The following is a 22,192-nucleotide window of genomic DNA, read 5'->3' on the forward strand; positions in this document are numbered from 1 at the left end:
GCCGCGCCGGCGACAAGAATTCGACGCATCGTTCTCCCCCTTGAACGGTGATGTTCCGGTATCACGTGCATCTAACCGGGGTTCGTGACGGCCCGCAACCGAACCCGCACCCCGCGTCGGCCTGATATCTGTCTCAGGCAGACTCGCGTGGCTCAGGCGGGCTCGTCCAGCGCGAACTGATCGAGCAGCGCGTCGATCTCGGCGGGGTCGTGTCGGCCCGGCTGCTCCGGAGCCCCGGCTTCGGCGGAGGCCTCGACGAGCGCCTCCCCGAGGTGATGGGCCTCGGCGGGCGAGAGGTTGGTGTCGCGGATGAGGTCGTGGACGTCGCCGCGGGCGACGAGATGCACCTGGGCCCCATCCACCTCGACACCGAGCGTCGAGCCGTCGGGGTAGGTGACCGACGGCGACTCGGAGGAGCCGGTGTGGGGGGTGAAGTCGCTCATACCCCTGACGCTACGTGCCCGCGGGGCTCCTGTGTCCATCGCGACCCGACGGTTTTTCGACCGCCCGACGTGATCACCTCGACGGGACGAATCGCGCCGTCCACACGCGCCCGTCCGCCGTGGTGCGGGTGCCCTGGGAGCCGACGATGACGAGGCAACCCATGTCGATCGTCTCGGGGTCGAGCGCGGCCACGCTCGTCACCTCGAGGGCCTCCTGCTCGCGGCCGACATGACGTGCGACGACGACGGGTCGATCGCCTGGTAGTTCCTCACGCAGCACGGAGAGCGCTTGGTCGAACTGATGGGGGCGGCTCGCCGAGCGGGGGTTGTAGAACGCCATCGCGAGGTCGGCGCGGGCACAGGAGCGCAGGCGTGCGTCGATGACGTCCCACGGCTTGAGGCGGTCGGACAGGGAGATGAGCGCGTGGTCACCTCCGAGCACGGCGCCGGCCAGGGCGGCGGGGGCGTGCGCCGCCGTCACGCCGGGAACGACATGCACGGGCATCCCCGCGAGCGCGGCGTTCTCGGGTCGCTCGCGCGCCTCGAAGACTGCGGACGCCATCCCGAACACCCCGGCGTCGCCCCCGGAGACGACGGCGACATCGTGCCCGTCATGCGCCAGTTCGAGGGCCTGGGTGCCGCGATCGACCTCGACCGTGTTGCCGCTCGGGAGCCGGACGAGGCCATCGCGTGTGGGGACCCGGGCCACGTAAGGCGCATAGCCGATGACGTACGAGACGCGCCCCAGGACGTCAGCCGCCTCGGGCGTCAGCCAGGCGTCGGGGCCGGGCCCGAGCCCGACGACGAACACGGTTCCGGGCTCGCCCGACCTCTCGGACGTCGCTGCGGCGGGCAGCACGCCGGGGACTCGCTGCATCGCGGTCCGGCTCGAACTGCTCGCGCTTCCCGACGCGCGGCCGGCGGCGTCGGCGCGTCGATCGAGCCCGGGCACGACGACGAGCGACATGTACGGCACGTGCGACGGGTCGACCTGTGTGACAGGGAGGAGGCGTTCACCGTCACGGCTCGCCCGCTCGACGTACCAGGCGCGCTCGAGCAGGCCCGCCTGGGCGAGTGCTTCGCGCACGTTCGCGAAGGTGCGGCCCAGCTTCATGATGACGGCGGCGTCGGTGTCGGCGAGGCGGCGCGCCATCTCGGTGACGGGGAGGGTGCCGGGCAGCACGGTGAGCACGTCCTCGTGCCGGCACAACCCTGTCGACAGGCCTGCGGACGCCGCGGAGACCGACGTCACCCCGGGCACGACATGGGCGTCGAAACGCTCGGCGAGCAGGTCGTGGACGTACATCGACGAACCGAAGAACAACGGGTCGCCCTCGGCGAGCAGGACGACGCTGCGTCCGGCCTCGAGGTGGGCGCCGAGGCGCTCGGCGCACTCGAGGTAGAACGCCGCCATCGCACCGTGGTAGCCGCCGGGATGGTCGATCTCACCAGTCGTCACGGGGTAGACGAGCTCTTCCTCGACGACGCCGTCCGGGATGAGATCGGCCGCGATGGCGCGTGCGGTGCTCGGACGATGACCGGCGCGGTGGTAGGCGACGACGTCAGCGGTCTCGATGAGCCGAGCGGCCTTGCGGGTGATGAGTTCGGGGTCACCGGGGCCGACGCCGACGCACCACAGGCTGCCCGTCATCACAGGATCTCCTGCTCGGTCGCGAGGGCGTTGACGGCGGCCGCAGCCATGGCTGAGCCTCCCCGGCGCCCATGGACGGTCAGCCAGGGGATCTGTGATCCGTCGTCGAGACGATGCTCGGCGAGAGCGACCTTGGACTCGGCGGAGCCGACGAAACCGACGGGCATCCCGACGATCGCAGCCGGGCGCGGGGCGCCGTCGAGCAGCATCTCGAGCAGGTGGAACAGGGCCGTCGGGGCGTTGCCGATGGCGACGACGGCGCCGTCGAGGTGCGGTGCCCACAACGACGCGGCGGCGGCCGAGCGAGTCGTCGACCAGGCCTGTGCGAGCGCCGGCACCTGCGGTTCGCGCAGCGTACAGATGACGTCGTTGTCGGCGGGCAGTCGGCTGCGCGTCACGCCCGCGGCGAGCATGTGCGAGTCGGTGATGACGGGCGCGCCGGCGCGCAACGCGGCGAGAGCGGCCTCGCCGACGTCCGTGCTGCCGGCGATCTCGTCGATGACGCCGACGTCGCCTGCGGCATGCGCGACCCGCACCGCAGCACGGTGGACGCCCTCGGGCAGGTGGTCGAGCGTCACCTCACGACGGATCGTCGCGAACGACTCGCGATAGATGGCACGCCCGTCACGCTCGTAGTCGTAGCGGCGGGTCGGGGGAGCGATGTCGGTCATGAGCGGCCGTTCGGGTCGAGGATGTCGGTCAGGTTGTGAGGGGCGACGACGAGATGATGCTCGCCGGCGGGGCGGCCGCACGCACGCTCGCACCCGACGACGTGGACGCGGGGTGCGGCGGAAACGGTGGCACGTCGATCATCGGCGCTGGCATGCTCGGGCGTGCTCGCAGCGATGACGCTGCCGATGCGGCTGTCATCGAGCGCCGTGTCACACCAGTTGCCGTCGTCGAAGATCCTCGCCGCGGCCCGCGTGAGGTCGAGCGTCGAGACGTCGGTGCGACGGCAGTACGGTGCGCCGACGCAGGCGCTGAATCGCGCTCGGGCCGAACCGGGTTCGGTGACGAATCCGGCGCCGCGCAGATGCCTGGTCGCGCTGGGCAGGTCGGCGCCGTCGCGCAGCGTACGCACGACGATGCTGCGCTCGGGGGTGACGACGACGTCCTGCGTCACCTCGTCCAGGGCGCGAGCGGCCGGCGCGTCGAGCAGGCCGAGCGGGAGATGAACCTCCAGGCGGCTCTTGGACGTGGCCGCCGCGGTGCCGGTCGCGGGCCGGGCCTCGGCGCGGGGCATATCGGCGGCGCTCACCTCGGCGGCGCGCACCCGCTCGTCGAGTCGGGCGAAGAACGGATGATCGTCGGGCAGGTCGGTGACGTTCCAGAACCGCCCGTCATCATGCTGCGTCGTCGCGACGAAGTCCTCCGCGACAGCGACCAGCGTCGCCGCGGCCTGGTGCGCAGCACATGCGAACGACCGGCCACCGACGCGCACTTCGCCGGCACGCATCTGATCGACGTGCATCTCACCGGCCCGCGAGCCGTCATCGTCCGCGCCGAGAGCGAACGCGACATCGGCCGGCACCTCGGGCAGCGTCTCGTCCCCGGCGGCCAGCGCGAAGATCCATCGCCCCGACAATGACGCCAACGACGGCGTGTCGACGATCGCCGAATCCAGTTGCTGCACCAGGGAATCGAGCGACGCATCCGGCCCCGCGACGATGTTGCGCACCCGCTCGTGGGTTGCTGACGGCAGCATCCCGAGCGCCGCGACGGCGTCGACGAACGCGCCCGGCAGCGGCTCGTCCAAGCCGCGAAGCTGCAGGTTGCCGCGTGACGTCAGCTGCACGAACGGCTGGCCGAATCGTTCGGCAAGATCGCACACCGTCACGAGGTCATGGCTTGACACGCGGCCACCGGGCACGCGCAGGCGGACAATGGCGCCGTCGGCAGCTGCGAACGGGCGCAGCACACCGGGGCAGCGGTCGTCGACATCTCGTACGGGCACAGCGAGCAGCATACGAGCCGTCTCCGTTAGGCTCGGGCACGGTCGTCAGGTGATGGAACCCGGTGCGAATCCGGGACGGTCCCGCCACTGTGTGTCCGACGCGTGCGTCGGCGAGTCAGGAACGCCCTGACGATCGACTCCCGTGCCACGGGAGCCCTCTCATGACGACGCGGGCGTGGACACCCGCGAAGGAGCTGCCCTCATGGCGCGCATCGCCCTCATCTCGACCTCCGACACCGACCTGCTCAGCGCCCGTGCGAGCGGCGCCGACTACGCCGTCTCCAACCCGGGGCGCGTCCCGACGCACGGCGACGCCTCCGAGGGCGCCGACATCGTCGTCGTCCGCCTGCTCGGCGGCCCGCAGGATCTGTGCAGTGGTTTCGCGGCGTACGCCGCCTCCGGCCGTCCCGTCGTCGTCCTCGGCGGTGAGCAGGAGCCCAACGCGGCCCTCATGGAGCGTTCGACGACGCCGCCCGGTGTCGCGGCGCAGGCCCACGAGTACCTCGCGCAGGGCGGTGCGGCGAACCTCAAGGAGCTGCACGCGTTCCTCAGCGACACGCTGCTCATGACCGGCGAAGGCTTCGAACCGCCCGTCGTCACACCGTCGTGGGCTGTGCTCGAGCGTGCCGAGATAGCCGATGACGCCGAGAGCACCGACGGCGCCACGGCCACGAAGAAGCCCCGCGTCGCGGTGCTCTTCTATCGTGCCCAGTACGTCGCGGGCAACGACGCGTACGCCCATGCCCTCGCCGACGCGATCGACCGCGCCGGCGGCATCGGGGTGCCGATCTACGTCTCCAGCCTGCGCGAGGCCGACGCCGAACTGCTCGACCACCTCGCCGGTTACGACGCGCTCGTGACGACGGTGCTCGCGGCCGGCGGGTCGCGTCCGGCGTCCGCGGGCGCGGGGGAGGACGACGAGAGCTGGGACGTCCAGGCCCTCGCCGCGCTCGACGTCCCCATCGTCCAGGGGCTGTGCCTGACGTGGAGCCGTGAGCAGTGGGCCGCCTCCGATGACGGGATGACGCCGCTCGACGTCGCGACGCAGGTCGCGGTGCCCGAGTTCGACGGGCGCATCATCTCGGTTCCGTTCAGCTTCAAGGAGTTCGACTCGGACGGCCTGCCGTCCTACGTCGCCGACCCGGAGCGCTGCGACCGCGTCGCGGGCATCGTCGTCGGGCACGCGCGGCTGCGTCATCTCGACCCGTCGGAGCGCCGCATCGCGGTCATGCTGTCGGCGTACCCGACGAAGCACTCGCGCATCGGCAACGCCGTTGGCCTCGACACGCCCGTCTCGACGATCCGGCTGCTGCGCGCCATGCGCGAGGCCGGTTACGACCTCGGCGAACGCGGCGCGATCCCCGGTCTCGACGACGTCGAACCGATCGAGGGCGAGGAGCTCGACACGACCGCGGGCAACGCGCTCATCCACGCCCTGATCGCCGCGGGCGGGCAGGACCCGGAGTGGTTGACGGACGCGCAGCTCACCGACGCGCACGTACGTATCCCCGCAGCGCTCTACCGCGAGTGGTTCGCCCGCCTGCCCGAGAATCTGCGCGAGGGGATGAGCGAGCACTGGGGTGAGGCGCCCGGTGAGCTGTTCGTCGACCGCTCCCATGACGAGGCCGGCGAGATCGTCACCGCGGCACTGCAGGCGGGCAACCTCGTCATCCTCGTGCAGCCGCCGCGCGGCTTCGGTGAGAACCCCATCGCGATCTACCACGACCCCGACCTGCCGCCGACGCACCACTACGTCGCGACCTACCGGTGGATCGAGGAGGAGTTCGGCGCCCACGCCGTCGTCCACATGGGCAAGCACGGCAACCTCGAGTGGATGCCGGGCAAGAGCCTCGGCATGTCCGCCTCGTGCGGCACCGATGCCGCGCTCGGCTCGCTGCCGCTCATCTACCCCTTCCTCGTCAACGACCCCGGCGAGGGCACCGAGGCCAAACGACGCGCGCACGCGACGATCGTCGACCACCTCGTGCCGCCGATGGCGCGCGCCGAGAGCTACGGCGACATCGCCCGCCTCGAGCAGCTGCTCGACGAGTACGGCAACGTCAGCGTCATGGACCCGGCGAAGGCGCCGGCGCTGCAGGGCGAGATCTGGACGCTCATCCGCGCGGCCGAGCTGCACCACGACCTCGGCCTCGAGGACATGCCGGACGAGGATTCGTTCGACGAGTTCGTCATGCACGTCGACGGGTGGCTGTGCGAGATCAAGGACGTGCAGATCCGTGACGGTCTGCACGTGCTCGGCGCCGCGCCCGAGGGCGAGGGCCTGACGAACCTCGTCGTCGCGATGCTGCGCTCCAACCAGCTCTTCGGCGGTGCGAAGGACGGGCTGCCGGGCTTGCGCACCGCGCTCGGCCTCGACCCGACGAGTGACGACCGCGACGCCACCGACAACGCCGAGCGGCACGCGCACGCCCTCGTCACCGCATTGGCTGCTGCCGGGTGGGATGCCGCGTCGGTCTCCGATGTCGTCGAGGCGCACCTCGCGGGGTTGGCGGACGACGAGGTCGCCGGCGTCGACCGCGCCGACGTCGAGGCGTCCCTGCGGTTCGCCTGCACCCAGATCGTGCCGCGTCTGCAGCAGACACCGCAGGAGATCACCTCCGTGCTGCACGCGCTCGACGGTGGGTACGTCGCCGCCGGCCCGAGCGGTTCGCCGCTGCGCGGGCTCGTCAACGTCCTACCGACGGGCCGCAACTTCTACTCCGTCGACCCGAAGGCGATCCCGAGCCGCCTCGCGTACGAGACGGGCCGCGCGATGGCGGATTCGCTCATCGCCCGCTACCGCGAGGACGAGGGCGCGCTGCCCGAATCGGTCGGGCTGTCGGCGTGGGGCACCTCCGCGATGCGCACGAGCGGCGACGACATCGGCGAGATCCTTGCACTGCTGGGCATCATGCCCATCTGGGACGAGCAGTCACGCCGCGTCGTCGGGCTCGAACCGATCAGCCTCGAGGAGCTCGGGCGTCCGCGCATCGACGTCACCGTCCGCATCTCGGGGTTCTTCCGTGACGCCTTCCCGCACGTCGTCGCGATGATCGACGACGCCGTCAAGCTCGTCGTCGACCTCGACGAGCCGCTCGATCAGAACTTCCCGCGCGCGCACGCCCTCGCCGACGTCGAGACGCACGGCGACGAGCGGCGCGCCCGCACCCGCATCTTCGGTTCGAAACCGGGTTCGTACGGCGCGGGCCTGCTGCAGGTCATGGAGTCGGGCAACTGGCGCAGCAACGACGACCTCGCGGAGGTCTACACGGCGTGGGGTGGGTTCGCGTACGGCCGCGACCTCGACGGCGCGCCAGCACGCGACGACATGGAGCGCAACTATCGACGCATCCAGGTGGCGGCGAAGAACGTCGACAACCGCGAATCCGACATCCTCGACTCCGACGACTACTTCCAGTACCACGGCGGCATGGTCGCGACGGTGAAGGCACTGACGGGTGCCGAACCCAAGGCGTACGTGGGAGATTCGACGAGCCCTGACGCCGTGCGCACCCGCACGCTGACGGAGGAGACCGCCCGCATTTTCCGCGCCCGCGTCGTCAACCCGCGCTGGATCTCGGCGATGCAGCGCCACGGCTACAAGGGCGCGTTCGAGCTCGCCGCGACCGTCGACTACCTGTTCGGTTTCGACGCGACGAGCCAGGTCGTGCCCGACTGGATGTACGAGTCGATCGCGTCCGAGTACGTGCTCGACGAGACGAACCAGGCGTTCATGCGCCATGCGAACCCGTGGGCGCTGCGCGGCATCATCGAGAAGCTCGGCGAGGCGGCCGAGCGTGGACTGTGGGCGGAACCGAACCCCGAGACCGTCGCCGCGATGCAGCAGGTCTACCTCGACGTCGAAGGTGAGCTGGAGGAGTGAGCCCCGACGAGTCGCTGCGTGGAGTGCCGGCAGGGCCTGCGCGGGGTGCGCCGTCCCCGGATGTCGAGGGGATTCTGCGTCACGCCGGCGACGCCTCGCTCGCGGAGTCTTCTCGGATCGCCGACTCGAGCGACGGAGATGGCTTCCGTCGTCCGACGCCTGTCATCGGTGACGCCTCGTCGGCGCGCGAACGCCGCGATGATCCGGCTGGCTGGTCCATGGGCGCGCAGGTGCAGGAAGCCCTCGCCGACGTCATCGGGGCGCGTCGTGACATTCGGCGTTACCGCCCCGACGCGGTGCCGGACGAGCTCGTGCGCGAGGTGCTCGCTGCGGGTCATGCCGGCCCGTCGGTCGGCCATTCACAGCCGTGGCGGTTCATCGTCGTGAGCGATCCGGCAACCCGGGATCGCGCTGCGCACCTCGCGGACACGGCACGCTTGCGGCAGGCGCGTCAGATGCTGCCCGAGCGGGCGGCGCGGTTGCTCGACCTCAAGCTCGAAGGGCTGCGCGAGGCGCCCGTCGGCGTCGTCGTTGCCTGTGACCGGCGCGTGCCCGCAGCGGGCGTGCTCGGGCGGGCGACGTTCACCGACACGGACGTCTGGTCATGCGCGTGCGCCATCGAGAACATGTGGCTGACGGCGCGCGCCCACGGACTCGGTATGGGGTGGGTGACGCTGTTCGAACCCGCCGATCTGGCTGATCTGCTCGGCCTGCCCGACGGCGTCGAGACCCTCGGCTGGATGTGCCTCGGCTGGCCCGACGAGCGTCCGCCCGAACCAGGTCTGCAGCGCGCCGCATGGTCGGCCAAGCTGGCCCTCGACGACGTCGTGCTGGCAGAACGCTGGCCCGAGACGGGTGAGATCGATGCCACGGCACGCGGACCGGAGACCGTGGGTGTCGACGGCGGCCCTGCGGCGTTCGGTTCAGGGGCCCCCGCGTCAGGTTTGCGTCCGACCGGGCCGCCACCGTCCTACCTCGCAGGCCCCGAAGGCGCCCGTCTCGTCGTCGCCAGCGACGACGCCGACCGCCTGCTCGCTCCGCCGGAGGCGCTCGGGGTGCTCGACCGCGTCGTCAACCGGGTCGCCGCCATCGCCGGGCCGGACGTCGCCGGCGGCACACTGGTCCTGGCCGGTGCCGACCACCCGGTCACCCGCCACGGCGTGAGCGCCTACGCCTCGTCCGTGACGGCCGACGTCATGCGCGCGGCCAGGGCGGGCACTTCCCTTGGAGCGGCACATGCGCGTTCGGCCGGCCTTGCCTGTCTTGTCGTCGATGCCGGCGTGGACGGGCGGCAGCCGGCGCCTGCATCGGGTGCCGATGAGCTTCCCGCGGGCGTCCCCACCGAGCGCGTGGACCTCGTGGGGCCACGGGGTGACCTGGTTGACGCCGACGCGCTCACCCCGCACGACGTCGAGGCGTGTCTTGCGGCCGGGCGGCGGCTCGGGGCGAGGGCCGGGGTGAGCGGTCTCGTCGTGCTCGGCGAGGTCGGCGTCGGCAACACGACGATCGCCGCTGCTCTCGCGGCGGCGCTGCTCGAGGCTCCGTCCGACGCTGTGCTCGGCCTCGGATCGGGCGCGGATGCCGCGATGATGGCGCGCAAGAAGCGCGTGGTCGAGGCCGCACTGGAGCGCAGCCAAGGCTCACGTGACGTCGCCACGAATCGGGGCGAGCGTGCCCGCCTGGCACTCACGCAGGTCGGTGGGCCGGAGGTCGCGGTGCTCGCAGGTGTCGTGCTCGGCGCCGCTGAGGCGCACGCGCCGATCGTCCTCGACGGACTGGCGACGTCTGTCGCGGCTTTGGCGGCCGCACGGATGGAGCCGTCGGTCCAGGCGTATCTCGTGGCGGGTCAGCGCAGCCGGGAGAGCGCGCACGGTCTCGTGCTCGACGAACTCGGCCTCGAACCACTGCTCGACCTGCGCCTTCGCGCCGGCGAGGGCGTCGGTGCGTGTCTCGCTGCGGGGATGATCTTGCAGGCGCTGGACGCGCGCCGCGCCTCCGTGCGCACGACCGATGCCGGCGGCGTACTCGGCGACGGTGATGCGGCAGGAGACAGCTGATGGGGCTGTATCTGTCCCACACGACCTGGGACGCGCGCGATCCGTTCGCCGTCGCGCAGTTCTGGCGCGCACTCATGGGATGGGAGATCGCCGAGCCGGAGTCGTACCGTCCCGGCTCGGACGAGTGCTCACTCGAGGCCCCGAACGGCACCATCGTGCTGTTCTACCGGGTGCCCGATGCGAAGCAGGTGAAGAATCGCGCCCACATGGATCTGCGGGCTCAGGCCTCGACGCGTGATGCCGAGATCGAGCGTGCCCTCGCCCTCGGCGCGACGATGGTCGACGATCGCCGCAGCGACCTCGGCTGGGCCGTCCTCGCCGACCCAGACGGCAACGAGTTCTGCATCCTCGACGGTTGAGAGCTGAAACCCTGTATGGCGCGATCGCGGCTCTCACGACATCCCGCCTCTCAGGAACGAGACCCAGGAGTGCGGTGGCCGACGGCGGGGCCACTCGTCAGGATGCCGGCAGGCTCAGCGCGTAGACGTCCATGACCCAGCCATGCTCCTGCTTCAGGCGGGCACGAACGTCGACGATCTCGTCGATGACGTCGACGAGGCGGCCCGCGCGCAGCGTCTGCTGGGGCATGCCGACATACGCGCCCCAGTGGATGACGAGGTCAGGGTGCGTCTCGACGAGGTGGCGGCAGGCGAGGTGCCCGTCGAGCATGACGACGACCGTTCCGAGGCCGGGGGACCATTCAGTCACGAGCCGTCGACCGGTCGTGACGTGCACCGGTTGGCCGATCTCGTGCAGCACGATGCCGTGCGCCGCGGCGAGGGTCTGGAACGCCGAGATGCCCGGAATGACAACCGAGTTCACCGGCCGATGGCGCGCCAGTCGATCGACGACGCGGATCGTCGAGTCGTAGAACGCGGGGTCACCCCAGACGAGAAATCCGACGACGATTCCCGGCTCTAGCGCGTCGATCACCTCGCCCCACGCGTGAGCGCGCGCGTCGTGCCAATCGAGAACACCGTCGGTGTACTGGCGCGCGTCACGCTCGGCGTCGGGGCCGCGCCGCGGATCGGGGAGCGCGACGAACCGGTAGCTGCCCTCGGCCAGATGCGTGCGGCACAGCGCCTCGCGCACCTCGACGAGCTCGCGCTTCTCATCGCCCTTGTCGGCGACGAGGAAGACGTCGACCTCACGCATCGCGTCGATCGCCTCGAGCGTCAGATGACGCGGGGAGCCCGCGCCGATACCGATGACGCGAACCTCGCGAGGGGTCGTGGTGTCCGTCATGATTCAGCCCTTCCTCATCGCCAGGTCGAGCAGCGCGTCGACGTCGAGGTGTTCGTCGCAGGCGTCGGCGAGGGCGTCGATCATGGCTGAACGTCGGGCACGGAACCCCATCGCGCCGTCGCGAGGCACCCACGCCGAGCCCGACGCGCGGGCGACGTCACGCAGCCACGCCCGCCGGAATCCGTCGTTCTCGAGGGTGCCGTGCCAGATCGTGCCCCACACGGCCCCCGCGCACGTACCGCCGGGAAAGTTCGGTTCGGCGGTGACGACACCGTGGTGGATCTCGTAGCCGTCGACGTCCTCGCCCCGCCACGTTCCAGCGGGCCGAGCCAACGTCTTCTCCGCCTCGAACCTCACCGATCCGCGCAGGTGCCCGAGCCCGTCGACCGCCCCGACACCGGATTCCACGGAATCCTCCAGCCGGTCGACGAGCATCTCGTAGCCGCCGCAGATGCCGAGCACCGGCGCCCCACGCCGAACGCGGTCGGCGACGACGTCGGCGAGCCCGCGGGCGCGCAGCCAAGCCAGATCACTGACGGTCGCGCGACTGCCCGGCAAGACGAGCAGGTCGGCCTCACGGCACAGGTCGGCGTCCGTCGTCACCCTCACGTCGACGCCCGGTTCAGCGGCGAGAGCATCGACGTCGGTCGCGTTGCTCGTGCGCGGAAACCGGACGACGGCGACGCTCAGACGCGCCTCGTCTGCATCGCCGCCCGCAAGACTCGGTCGCCACCGACCGATCGACAAGGCATCCTCAGAGTCGAGCCACACATCCTCGAGCCATGGCAGCACGCCGCGGCAGGGCAGGCCGGTACGTCGCGTGATCTCGTCGAGGCCGGGCTCGAGGACGGACGCGTCGCCGCGAAACTTGTTGATGACGTACGCCGCGAGATGGCGACGATCGTCGTCGTCGAGCAACGCCCACGTCCCGTACAGCGCGGCGAGCACACCGCCGCGGTCGATGTCGCCGACGAGGGCGACGGGCAGGTCGAAGCGGCGCGCGAGCCCCATGTTGACGTAGTCGCCGCCGCGCAGGTTGATCTCGGCGGGGGAGCCGGCACCCTCGGCGATGATGACGTCGACGTCGCCCGCCAGCTCCTCGAAGGCCGTGAACGCCGCGTCCGCGAGGTGACGCCGGCCCGTCGCGTACTCACCGGCGCGCAACCGCCCTGCCGGTCGGCCACGCAGGACGACGAACGCCTCCCGGTCGCTGCCCGGCTTGAGCAGGACTGGGTTGTGCACGCTCGCGGCCTCGACGCCCGCAGCCTCGCACTGCAGGTACTGCGCGCGCCCGATCTCGCTGCCGTCACGGCACACCATCGAGTTGTTCGACATGTTCTGCGACTTGAACGGGGCCACACGCACCCCGCGTCGCGCCCACGCCCGCGCGAGCCCGGTGACGACGAGCGACTTGCCCGCATCGGAGGAGGTACCGGTCACGAGGAGGCCATTCACGCCCCCACCCTAAACGTTTCACGAGGTCTCGCTCTGCGGCATGATGGCTGCGTCGGGCCCCGCGAGATCCGCGGGGCCACCAGCTCGAAAGGCGCACCGTGCCTCGTTTCATCTCCTCCCGTTACCAGGCGGGTTCCGCGACGCAGATGTCCGTCATCGCCGACCGTGCGCGCGAGTTCGACGACGTCATCAACTTCAGCCTCGGCGACCCCGACCTGACGACCGACGCCGGCATCATCGAGGCTGCCGCGGCCGACGCGAAGGCCGGCCACACGCACTACACCTCGAGCCTGGGTTACCCGGAGCTGCGCCAGGGCATCGTCGACATGTACCGCGACGACTACGGTCTCGAACGCAGCATCGACGACGTCATGGTGACGACGTCGGGCTGCCACGCGATGTGGCTCGTCATGGAGACACTGCTCGACGACGGTGACGAGGTGCTCGTCATCGAGCCGTACTTCACGCCGTACCCGCACCAGGTGCGTCTCGCGCGCGGCGTGCCCGTCTTCGTGCCGACGACGAAGGAGAACGGCTTCCAGGTGACGATCGCCGACCTCGAGGCCGCCATCACGCCGCGCACGCGCGCCGTCATCGTCAACACGCCGTGCAACCCGACGGGTGTGCAGTGGAGCCGCGAAACGCTCGAAGGCGTCGCGCGGGTCGCGACGGAGCACGACCTCGTCGTCGTCGCGGACGACATCTACACGCTGTTCACCTACCGCGAGCCGTTCGTGCCGTTCGCGTCGCTGCCCGGCATGGCGCAGCGTACCCTGACGATCGGGTCGTTCAGCAAGGACTACCTCATGACGGGCTGGCGCATCGGGTGGATCCTCGCCCCGGCCGACTTCGTCTCGACGGCGCGTGACGTCAACGAGAACAACGTCTTCACCGCGCCCTCGATCTCGCAGCGCGCGGCCCTCAACGCTCTCGAACGACGCGCCGAGCTGCGTCCGCCCGTCAAGGAGCTCTACCGCGGCCGCCTGCAGCGCGCTTACGAGCGCGTGCAGCGGCTGCCGCACATGGACGCCTTCGAGCCGCAAGGCACCATCTACCTGTGGGTTGACATCCGCGAGACCGGTCTGACGTCGCTCGAGTGCGCCGCGCGCATCGTCGAGGAAGCCCACATCCTGACGATCCCCGGCACCGCGTTCGGCGCGTCGGGCGAAGGGTTCCTGCGTCTCGCTGTCACCGTCGGCGAGGAGCAGATCGACGAGGCCTTCGACCGCCTGGAGCGCATGAGCATCTTCGGCGACTGACGGCGGCCTGGGGGCGCTCGGCGCGAGCCGCGGGCACCACGTAGGGTTGGCCGTCGTGCCACGAGGGCACGACCCGGCTCGTGGCGATCGTCCGCGGGCTCGGGCCCCACCGACCCCGAAGCGTTGATGAGCTCCTTCACCACCCGTCTGCACGACCGTCTCGGCCTACGTACGTCACCGCGGATCTTCTTCGGCTCCGCTGCGCTGATCGTCCTGTTCACCGCGTCCATGGCACTCTTCCCCGACCCGGTGCGTTCCGTCTTCGGTGCGGCGGCGCACTGGTTGCGTTTCGACCTCGGCTGGTTCTACACGGCGGCCGCGACCCTTCTCGTCGTCTTCTCGCTGGGGCTCGCCGCAAGCCGTTACGGGCGCGTCAAGCTCGGCCCTGACGACGCCGAGCCCGCCTATTCGGGGCTGTCGTGGTTCGCGATGATGTTCGCGGCCGGCGTCGGCGCGACGTTGATGTTCTGGGGCATCGCCGAGCCGATGAACCACTACGCGCGCCCGCCGCTCGGCGCGGCGCCCTACTCGGACGAAGCGGCGTGGGACGCGCTGTCGATCGCGAACTTCCACTTCGGCATCCACATGTGGGCCATCCTCGTCGTGCCCGGCCTGTGCTTCGGGTACTTCACGTACAAGCGGAACCTGCCGCCGCGCGTGTCGTCTGCGTTCCATCCGCTGCTCGGCGACCGCATCCACGGCCCCATCGGCCAGGCCATCGACATCATCGCCGTCGTCTCCACCGTCTTCGGTCTCGCCGTCTCGACGGGTCTCGGTGCGCTGCAGATCAACTCGGGCATGAACGATGTCTTCGGCGTGCCGATCGCCGGGTGGGTGCAGGCCGCGATCCTCGCCGTCATCACGGCGGCTGCGCTGACGTCCGTGCTCGCCGGCATGGACAAGGGCGTCAAGAACCTGTCCTACGCCAACATCCTCATGGCGATCGCGCTGCTCCTCTTCGTGGCGATGACGGCGATGTCGGCCTCCGACGTGGCGCGCGGCATCGTCGAGTCGGCCGGTCGCTACCTGTCGCAGCTGCCGATGCTGTCGACGTTCAACGACACGATGCACCACGGCGCGTGGTCGGGTCAGTGGACGGTCTTCTACTGGGCGTGGACGGTGACGTGGGCGCCATTCGTCGGGATGTTCGTCGCCAAGATCTCGCGCGGACGCACCATCCGCGCGTTCGTGACGGCATCGATCGGGCTGCCCAGCGCCTTCGTCATCGTGTGGATCGGCGTGTACGGCCTCACGTCGATCACGAGCGACCGAGCGAGCGCGAAGGCTGCGGGACAGGGCGGTTCGCTCGCGCACACGATCGTCGACGAGAACAACCCGCAGGCGGCGCTGTTCCAGTTCTTGCGCGACCTGCCCGGCTACCTGCCCGTCGCGACGCTGGCGCTCGCCGTCATCGTCATCTTCTTCATCACCTCGATCGACTCGGGCGCGCTCGTCATGGACGCCATGGTCAACGGCCACGAGGACGCGTCGGTGCGCCGTCAGCGCGTGTTCTGGTCGCTGTCGGTGGGCGCCGTCTGTGCTGCGATCATCCTCACGGCGGGCGAGGACGGGCTGTCGGCGCTGCAGGAGGTCATCATCGTCATCGGATTCCCCATCACGGTCCTGACGGTCCTGCAGGCCTGGCTGTTGCTCCAGGCGCTGCGCGAGGACGCCGGAGCGGCACGCCCGATGCGGACCCGCCAGTGGAAGCAGGTGCTGCCCGCCGAGGAGTACGAGCGGCGCGCCGCCGAGGGCGTGCTCGACGAGGACGCCTACGTCGTCCTGCCCGAGTTCGAGGAGGGCACCGAGCCGGAGTTCGAGACGCACGTCCCGACGACGGCGCAGACGCAGCAGCAGGCCGCGGAGCGCGCCGCCGTCTCCCTCGGGCTGACGGGGCCGGTCGCCGCGGGCAAGTCGGTCGTCGGCGACGCGTTCGAGCGCCGCGGCGCGGTCGTCGTCGAGTTCGACGAGGTGATGCGCGAACTGCTCGTGCCGGGCGAGGAAGCCCTCGACCGGTTGCGGGAGGTGTTCTCCGAGACAATCGCCCACCCCGACGGCACGATCGACTGGCACACGCTCGACGACCTCACGACGCGCAGCCCCGCGGCGCGCGAGCGGATGTATGCCGTCATCGGCCCGTTCGTGCGTGCGGAGGCCGACGCCCGGGCCAAGGCCGTGGGCGATGACTCGGTGCTCGTGCTCGACCTCGCGCTGCTGACGGACGCCGCGACGCCGCGCGACTTCGACCACGTCGTCGTCGTGGAGGCGCCGGCGGAGGTGCGCGTCGAACGGCTCATGGCCGAGCGTGGACTGGATCTTGAGCAGGCCTGGGCCGAGATCGACGCCGACACGCAGGGGCGCGAGCGCAGCGACGCGGCCGACGTCGTCCTCTCGAACGAGGGCAGCATCGACGAGCTCGACGCGGCTGTCGGTGCGTTCTGGGACGATGAGGTCGCACCGGCGCTGAACAGTGCCGCGACGCGCGTCTGAGGAGGCGACGATGAAGGTCGGGTTGACGGGTGGGATCGGTTCGGGCAAGTCTGCGGTGGCCCGATTGCTCGTCGAGCACGGGGCGCTGGTGGTCGACGCCGACGCCGTCGCGCGCGAGGTCGTCGCGCCCGGCAGTGCGGGGCTCGCGCAGATCGCCGACCGCTTCGGTGACGGCGTCCTGACGGCGCGGGGCGAGCTGGATCGCGGCGCGCTGGGGGCCATCGTCTTCGCGGACGAGGGCGCGCGGCGCGACCTCGAAGCCATCACGCACCCGCTCATCGCGGCGCGCACGCTCGAGTTGTTCGCCGCGGCGAAACCGGGGCAGGTGCTCGTGCACGACATTCCGTTGCTCGTCGAGCTGGGGCGCGAGGGCGACTACGACGTCGTCATCGTCGTCGATGCGCCCGTCGAGACGCGTCTGCAGCGGCTCGAGGAGCACCGCGGGATGCCGCGTGAGGTCGCCGAGGCACGCATGCGCAGTCAGGCCAGCGACGAGCAGCGCCGCGCGGTCGCCGATGTGTGGATCGACAACGCGGGGGACGAGGACACGTTGCGTCGCCGCGTCGACGACGTGTGGCGCACGCACTTGCAGGGCTGAGGGCCGCGGGATTCCGGGGTTGTCAGTGGGCGGGTCTAGGGTTGCGGCATGCGTCCAGTCACCGATCTGCAGCGTTCTGTCGCACCCATCAAGGTCGAATCCGAGTTCGAGCCCGCCGGCGATCAGCCGAAGGCCATCGCCGAGTTGTCGAAGCGCGTCAAGGCGGGGGAGCAGGACATCGTCCTGCTCGGTGCGACGGGTACCGGAAAGTCGGCAACGACGGCGTGGCTGATCGAGCAGGTGCAGCGCCCGACGCTCGTGCTGGCGCCCAACAAGACGCTCGCGGCGCAGCTCGCCAACGAGTTCCGAGAGTTGTTGCCGCACAACGCCGTCGAGTACTTCGTCAGCTACTACGACTACTACCAGCCCGAGGCGTACGTGCCGCAGACGGACACGTACATCGAGAAGGATTCCTCGATCAACGAGGAGGTCGAGCGGCTGCGTCACTCGGCGACCAACTCGCTGCTGACGCGGCGTGACGTCGTCGTCGTCGCGTCCGTGTCGTGCATCTACGGTCTCGGCACGCCGCAGGAGTATGTCGACCGGATGGCCCGTCTCAAGGTCGGCCAGGAGATCAACCGCGACGAGTTGCTGCGCCGGTTCGTCGAGATGCAGTACACGCGCAACGACCTCGCGTTCACGCGCGGCACGTTCCGCGTGCGCGGCGACACGGTCGAGATCATCCCCGTGTACGAGGAGCTCGCGATCCGTATCGAGTTCTTCGGCGACGAGATCGACCGGCTTTACACGTTGCACCCGTTGACGGGGGAGATCGTCAACGAGGAGTCGGAGATGTACGTCTTCCCGGCGACGCACTACGTCGCCGGGCCCGAGCGCATGGAGCGCGCCATCGCCGGCATCGAGGTCGAGCTGGGCGATCAGCTCAAGCGGTTCGAGGCCGAGGGCAAGATGCTCGAGGCGCAGCGCTTGCGGATGCGGACGACGTACGACATCGAGATGATGCGGCAGGTCGGGTCGTGCGCCGGCATCGAGAACTACAGCCGTCACATGGACGGTCGTGGCCCCGGTACCGCGCCGAACACGCTGCTCGACTACTTCCCGGAGGATTTCCTCCTCGTCATCGACGAGTCGCACCAGACGGTCCCGCAGATCGGCGCGATGTACGAGGGTGACATGTCGCGCAAGCGCACCCTCGTCGACCATGGTTTCCGTCTGCCGAGCGCGATGGACAACCGGCCGTTGAAGTGGGAGGAGTTCCTCGAGCGCATCGGGCAGACGGTGTACCTCTCGGCGACGCCGGGCGACTACGAGATGAGCAAGAGCGACGGCTACGTCGAGCAGGTCATCCGCCCGACGGGTCTCGTCGATCCCGAGATCGTGCTCAAGCCGACGAAGGGGCAGATCGACGATCTGCTCGGCGAGATCCGCACACGGACGGACAAGAACGAGCGTGTCCTCGTCACGACCTTGACGAAGAAGATGGCCGAGGATCTCACCGACTATCTGCTCGACAAGGGTGTGCGGGTGCGCTATCTGCACTCGGAGGTCGACACGTTGCGCCGCGTCGAGTTGCTGCGCGAGTTGCGCATGGGTGAGTTCGACGTCCTCGTCGGCATCAACCTGCTCCGTGAGGGTCTCGACCTACCGGAGGTGTCGCTCGTCGCGATCCTCGACGCCGACAAGGAGGGCTTCCTGCGGTCCGCACGAAGCCTGATCCAGACCATCGGTCGCGCTGCGCGAAACGTCTCCGGTCAGGTGCACATGTACGCCGACAAGGTGACGCCGTCGATGCAGGAGGCGATCGACGAGACGTCGCGCCGCCGTGAGCTGCAGATCGCGTACAACACGGAGAAGGGCATCGACCCACAGCCGTTGCGCAAGAAGATCGCGGACATCACCGACATGCTGCAGCGCGAGTCCGCCGACACGGACGCACTGCTCGGTTCCGGCCGTTCGATGTCGCGTGGTAAGGGTCGCGGCGGCAGCGGTGCGGCGAGTGCCGACGCGAACGTCGCCGCGGGCGCGAAGCGCGAGGCGAGCAGCGCCGCCGACCTCGCGGGCCTCATCCAGGAGTTGCAGGCCCAGATGAGTGAGGCGGCCTCCGAGCTGCAGTTCGAACTCGCAGCGCGTCTGCGCGACGAATTACGTGACCTCAAGAAAGAACTGCGCCAGATGACGGAGGCGCAGAAGTAGCGCCGTGATGGCGTCCGCGGCGTCGGGTGGGATCTCGGCGCCGCGTGGTCATCGCCCCTTGTTGCGAGGATGGTTGCGGGCCTGACGCTCATTGCCGCGGCGATAGTTGCCGGTGAGGCGCGCCATGATCTCCTGAGCGTCACCGTCCTCGACGTCTTCCAAGAAGTCCGCAGCACGCGCGCCCCTAAGAGTCGTCGCTGTGCGTCCGTGATGAGTGATGACAACGACGCCATCACGTTCGAGAAAGGCGAAGCCAGCAGGTTGGGGCATGCTCGACACGCTATGGGCGAGGCAGCCGACCGGCAAGCGAAATACGGTCACGCCACGCCGGGGCTGATGTCATTTGATCGCCCGCATGAGCCTGACGAGGTCCTGACACCCCGCAGGATCGGCCATGGCCAACCGGGGCAGTTCGCTCTCGGCGAACCAGCCGATGTCGTCGTGCTCGTCGGGCGCGATGTTGCGGGGGTTCCCTACCCAGCGCGTCGCGAAGAACGCATGCTTCAACAGGGCTGGATCCTTGCAGGCCATCGGAAATCGCTCTGCATCGATCACCGTCACTCCGAGCTCTTCGACGCACTCGCGACGGGCAGCGCACTCGGCGGACTCGCCGGGTTCGACGTGTCCCCCGGGCAGGTCCCACAGGTCCGGATAATTCATCCGGTTCGGGTGACGGTGAACCAGTAGCACCCTCGCGTCCCGAACGAGTGCCACGACGGCAATGTGCGTGGGCAGCGTCGCTGAGGCCATGGGATGAGTCAACCACCAGTCGCCTGTACCTCGTCTGCCGTCAGGCGGTAGACCAAGCGGGTGCAAGCCAGCGCCGCCTGATCGCAGGGTTGCACGCGGCGGGTGCTCTTGTGATTCGTGATGCAGCCCTGGCGCGGAGGAAGGGCCGGCCAGTGGGTTCACTCACTATCCCTTTGACCCTACCAAGATTCGAACATGTGTACTAAACTAGTGGCATGGATCAAACGCTGGCAGTGACGGCCGAGACGGTCGCCGCCATGCCGTCCACCGAGCTGGTGGGCGCATGGGTTCTGCTGACGCGCGCGATCGCAGAGCAGGCGCTGGCCGACCCGGAGAGATTGGCGCCCTGCTCGGGCGACGCGTTGCCGCGAACCTTCGATGAGCGCCACACGCGCACGTTCACGCTCCAAGCACAACTGGAAGACATCGCCGTTGCTGCGCAGGAGGTGACGAGGGCCGCCGACGCGGTGCTTCACGCCGTCGCCGTCGAACACGAAGACACGGTCGCCCAGCGTGCTCACCTCGACGAGGAGAACTATGGGCTCTGCGAACGCCCTCCGACCGCAGGCGAATTCGCGGGGGATGATCTCGGGAACGCCCTCGGGTGTTCGAGCGCCACCGCGTCGCGCCTCGCTGTCGACGGACGCATGCTCCGCGACCGCGCGCCCGCTCTGCACGAACTGACGCTGCGGGGAGCCTGCCGCACCATGGTGGCCGCCACGCTGGCGCGTGAGATGGCGCACCTCGACGACGAGTTGGCTGCAGAGGTGCTCACGGATCTCGTGAGCGGGGGAGCACACCACCTCAGCGTCGACGGTGCCCGCTCCCGGGCGCGCAAACTGCTGCACGACAGGCGGCTGGCGCAGACCGAGGCCGACACCGTCGACCCCCGTCGTGAGCACGGGCTATGGTTCACGCCCCACCTCGATTTCGACACCCTCACCGAGGTGCGTCTGATCATGGCCACCGAGGACGCTGCCCGTCTCCGCGCCGCGATCGAAGCGCACGCTCAGACGCTCAACGACCATGCGCCAGATCCACGTGACGAACTCGCGCGGTGGCGCGCCGCGAGCCACGTCAGTGTGGCAGGGAGTGGCACCGAACCCCTCGGCGCCGTTCGCGTCGACGCACTGCTCGACCTTGTCTTCGCGAACTCAACGGTCAACACCGTCATGCACCTCAAGGTGCCCGTCCACGCGAGCCCACCAGCGCCTTCCGACCGGCGGTTCGGAACGCTGGAGCCCCCTGCGTCGCTCGCCTCCGTCCCCAACTGCGGTCTCGACGAGGGCGGTCTTGATGAGGACGGTCTTAGTCGGCCCCGTCAGCACGCTGAGGCCGGGCCGATCGGCGTCATCACGCGACCCCTGGACACATTGGGCGCGGCCCACATCCCCGGCCTGGGCCACGTCGACGCGGCAGCCGTTCGGCGCGTCGCGGCGCTCGTCGACACCACGTTCACGATCGACCTCGTTGACGGTGCGTGGACGACGCTCGCGAGTTGCTCGACGACGTATCGTCCCGGCGCGCGAGTGGCGCGGCTTGTCCGTGAGCGTGACGTGCACTGCCGCTTCCCGCACTGCACCCGGGTCTCGACGAACTGCGACCTCGACCACGTCGTCCCGCACGCCGACGGTGGGCCGACGAGCGTCGGCAACCTGCAGGCCCTGTGCCGCCACCATCACCGCGCCAAGACCTTCGGCGGCTATGCCGTGACCATGACGCCAGACGGAGTTTGCACGTGGGAGTCACCGACCGGCCGCCGCTGGACGACTCTCCCGAGCGGGGAGACGGTCGCGACCACGCTCGCTCCCGCGAGCTGAGCTGTTGGCAGGCACGCTCCATCGGCCGGCACTCAGGCCGTCTCAGTAGAATCGCCGCATGTCTCGAATCTTCAAGATCTTCGCGTTCGCCGAAGCTGTTTCCTGGGGTCTGCTTCTCATCGGCATGTTCTTCAAGTGGGTGCTCAAGACCACTGAGGTCGGAGTGCAGATCGCCGGGCCCATCCACGGCGTCATGTTCATCGGGTACGTCCTGTGCGCGCTCAAGCTGTGGCAGGAGAAGAGCTGGCCGAACAAGACGATCGGCATCGGCCTGCTCTGCGCCGTGATCCCGTTCGCGACGATCTGGTTCGAGAAGCGCGCCGAAGCGCGTGGCGAACTCGGCGACGAACCGCGTCAGAAGCCCCTCGCCGGCTGACGATCCCCCTGCACGTGCGACCGGCGGGGCCGCGAACCGCGAGGGTTCGCAGCCCCG

Annotated in this window: 17 protein-coding genes and 1 riboswitch; of the genes, 9 read left to right on the forward strand and 8 right to left on the reverse strand. The window is 69.7% G+C overall.

The window, feature by feature from the left end:
• Nucleotides 1–152: 152 nt before the first annotated feature.
• The 4 genes from AC1RS9_RS00570 to AC1RS9_RS00585 form a co-directional block, all read right to left on the reverse strand.
• Nucleotides 153–443: a hypothetical protein gene (locus AC1RS9_RS00570; protein WP_338810782.1), complete on the reverse strand. Its 291-nt coding sequence runs from the start codon at nucleotides 441–443 to the stop codon at nucleotides 153–155.
• Between the two features lie 73 nt (nucleotides 444–516).
• Nucleotides 517–2,094 carry a precorrin-2 C(20)-methyltransferase gene (locus AC1RS9_RS00575; RefSeq protein WP_492920165.1) on the reverse strand — a complete coding sequence of 526 codons (1,578 nt, stop codon included), beginning with the start codon at nucleotides 2,092–2,094 and terminating at the stop codon, nucleotides 517–519.
• Entirely contained in the window at nucleotides 2,094–2,765 is a 672-nt protein-coding gene (locus AC1RS9_RS00580; RefSeq protein ID WP_038568351.1) for a precorrin-8X methylmutase, read from the reverse strand. The genes AC1RS9_RS00575 and AC1RS9_RS00580 overlap by 1 nt, the downstream gene beginning before the upstream one ends.
• Entirely contained in the window at nucleotides 2,762–4,060 is a 1,299-nt protein-coding gene (locus AC1RS9_RS00585) for a ferredoxin-like domain-containing protein (RefSeq protein WP_492920167.1), read from the reverse strand. The genes AC1RS9_RS00580 and AC1RS9_RS00585 overlap by 4 nt, the downstream gene beginning before the upstream one ends.
• A riboswitch (cobalamin riboswitch) is annotated at nucleotides 4,060–4,192 on the forward strand. It overlaps the preceding gene by 1 nt.
• 58 nt (nucleotides 4,193–4,250) lie before the next feature.
• Between AC1RS9_RS00585 and cobN the strand changes: the two genes are divergently transcribed.
• From cobN to AC1RS9_RS00600, 3 genes are read left to right on the forward strand one after another with little or no spacing between them, the layout of a single operon-like run.
• On the forward strand, nucleotides 4,251–7,931 hold the full coding sequence (cobN, locus tag AC1RS9_RS00590; protein ID WP_492920169.1) for a cobaltochelatase subunit CobN: 3,681 nt from the start codon (nucleotides 4,251–4,253) through the stop codon (nucleotides 7,929–7,931).
• Nucleotides 7,928–9,988: a 5,6-dimethylbenzimidazole synthase gene (bluB, locus tag AC1RS9_RS00595; RefSeq protein WP_492920171.1), complete on the forward strand. Its 2,061-nt coding sequence runs from the start codon at nucleotides 7,928–7,930 to the stop codon at nucleotides 9,986–9,988. The genes cobN and bluB overlap by 4 nt, the downstream gene beginning before the upstream one ends.
• Entirely contained in the window at nucleotides 9,988–10,347 is a 360-nt protein-coding gene (locus AC1RS9_RS00600) for a VOC family protein (RefSeq protein WP_006945370.1), read from the forward strand. The genes bluB and AC1RS9_RS00600 overlap by 1 nt, the downstream gene beginning before the upstream one ends.
• A gap of 97 nt (nucleotides 10,348–10,444) precedes the next feature.
• Here AC1RS9_RS00600 and cobF read toward each other — a convergent pair whose 3' ends face one another.
• Both cobF and AC1RS9_RS00610 read right to left on the reverse strand, forming a co-directional pair.
• Nucleotides 10,445–11,233: a precorrin-6A synthase (deacetylating) gene (gene cobF / locus AC1RS9_RS00605; RefSeq protein ID WP_492920173.1), complete on the reverse strand. Its 789-nt coding sequence runs from the start codon at nucleotides 11,231–11,233 to the stop codon at nucleotides 10,445–10,447.
• A 3-nt stretch (nucleotides 11,234–11,236) separates the two neighbouring features.
• Entirely contained in the window at nucleotides 11,237–12,688 is a 1,452-nt protein-coding gene (locus AC1RS9_RS00610) for a cobyric acid synthase (protein WP_492920175.1), read from the reverse strand.
• A 98-nt stretch (nucleotides 12,689–12,786) separates the two neighbouring features.
• Here AC1RS9_RS00610 and AC1RS9_RS00615 point away from each other — a divergent pair, with 98 nt between their 5' ends.
• The 4 genes from AC1RS9_RS00615 (at nucleotide 12,787) to uvrB (ending at nucleotide 19,189) form a co-directional block, all read left to right on the forward strand.
• Nucleotides 12,787–13,947, forward strand: a complete 1,161-nt coding sequence (locus AC1RS9_RS00615; RefSeq protein WP_492920177.1) for an aminotransferase class I/II-fold pyridoxal phosphate-dependent enzyme — start codon at nucleotides 12,787–12,789, stop codon at nucleotides 13,945–13,947.
• Between the two features lie 126 nt (nucleotides 13,948–14,073).
• A complete protein-coding gene (gene coaE, locus AC1RS9_RS00620) occupies nucleotides 14,074–16,437 on the forward strand; it encodes a dephospho-CoA kinase (RefSeq protein ID WP_492920179.1) in 2,364 nt (787 codons plus the stop codon).
• A gap of 10 nt (nucleotides 16,438–16,447) precedes the next feature.
• Nucleotides 16,448–17,035 (forward strand): dephospho-CoA kinase, encoded by a 588-nt coding sequence (gene coaE, locus AC1RS9_RS00625; RefSeq protein ID WP_006945478.1) that lies wholly within the window; start codon nucleotides 16,448–16,450, stop codon nucleotides 17,033–17,035.
• Nucleotides 17,036–17,083: 48 nt separating this feature from the next.
• The gene (uvrB, locus tag AC1RS9_RS00630) at nucleotides 17,084–19,189 is read left to right on the forward strand and encodes an excinuclease ABC subunit UvrB (RefSeq protein ID WP_074039365.1); all 2,106 of its coding nucleotides are present in this window, start codon (nucleotides 17,084–17,086) and stop codon (nucleotides 19,187–19,189) included.
• A gap of 48 nt (nucleotides 19,190–19,237) precedes the next feature.
• Here uvrB and AC1RS9_RS00635 read toward each other — a convergent pair whose 3' ends face one another.
• Together AC1RS9_RS00635 and AC1RS9_RS00640 are read right to left on the reverse strand one after the other, a co-directional pair.
• On the reverse strand, nucleotides 19,238–19,459 hold the full coding sequence (locus tag AC1RS9_RS00635; RefSeq protein WP_038570941.1) for a hypothetical protein: 222 nt from the start codon (nucleotides 19,457–19,459) through the stop codon (nucleotides 19,238–19,240).
• 69 nt (nucleotides 19,460–19,528) lie between these two features.
• Complete coding sequence (locus tag AC1RS9_RS00640) at nucleotides 19,529–19,939, reverse strand: NUDIX hydrolase (protein ID WP_492920182.1); 411 nt, start codon at nucleotides 19,937–19,939, stop codon at nucleotides 19,529–19,531.
• A gap of 215 nt (nucleotides 19,940–20,154) precedes the next feature.
• On the opposite strand from AC1RS9_RS00640, the gene AC1RS9_RS00645 reads away from it, so the two are divergent.
• Both AC1RS9_RS00645 and AC1RS9_RS00650 read left to right on the forward strand, forming a co-directional pair.
• Nucleotides 20,155–21,759: an HNH endonuclease signature motif containing protein gene (locus AC1RS9_RS00645; RefSeq protein WP_144707768.1), complete on the forward strand. Its 1,605-nt coding sequence runs from the start codon at nucleotides 20,155–20,157 to the stop codon at nucleotides 21,757–21,759.
• Between the two features lie 58 nt (nucleotides 21,760–21,817).
• Nucleotides 21,818–22,135 (forward strand): DUF3817 domain-containing protein, encoded by a 318-nt coding sequence (locus tag AC1RS9_RS00650; RefSeq protein WP_006945470.1) that lies wholly within the window; start codon nucleotides 21,818–21,820, stop codon nucleotides 22,133–22,135.
• Nucleotides 22,136–22,192: the final 57 nt, after the last annotated feature.

The sequence above is a fragment of the Dermacoccus sp. MPR-E5 genome, from assembly GCF_058809565.1.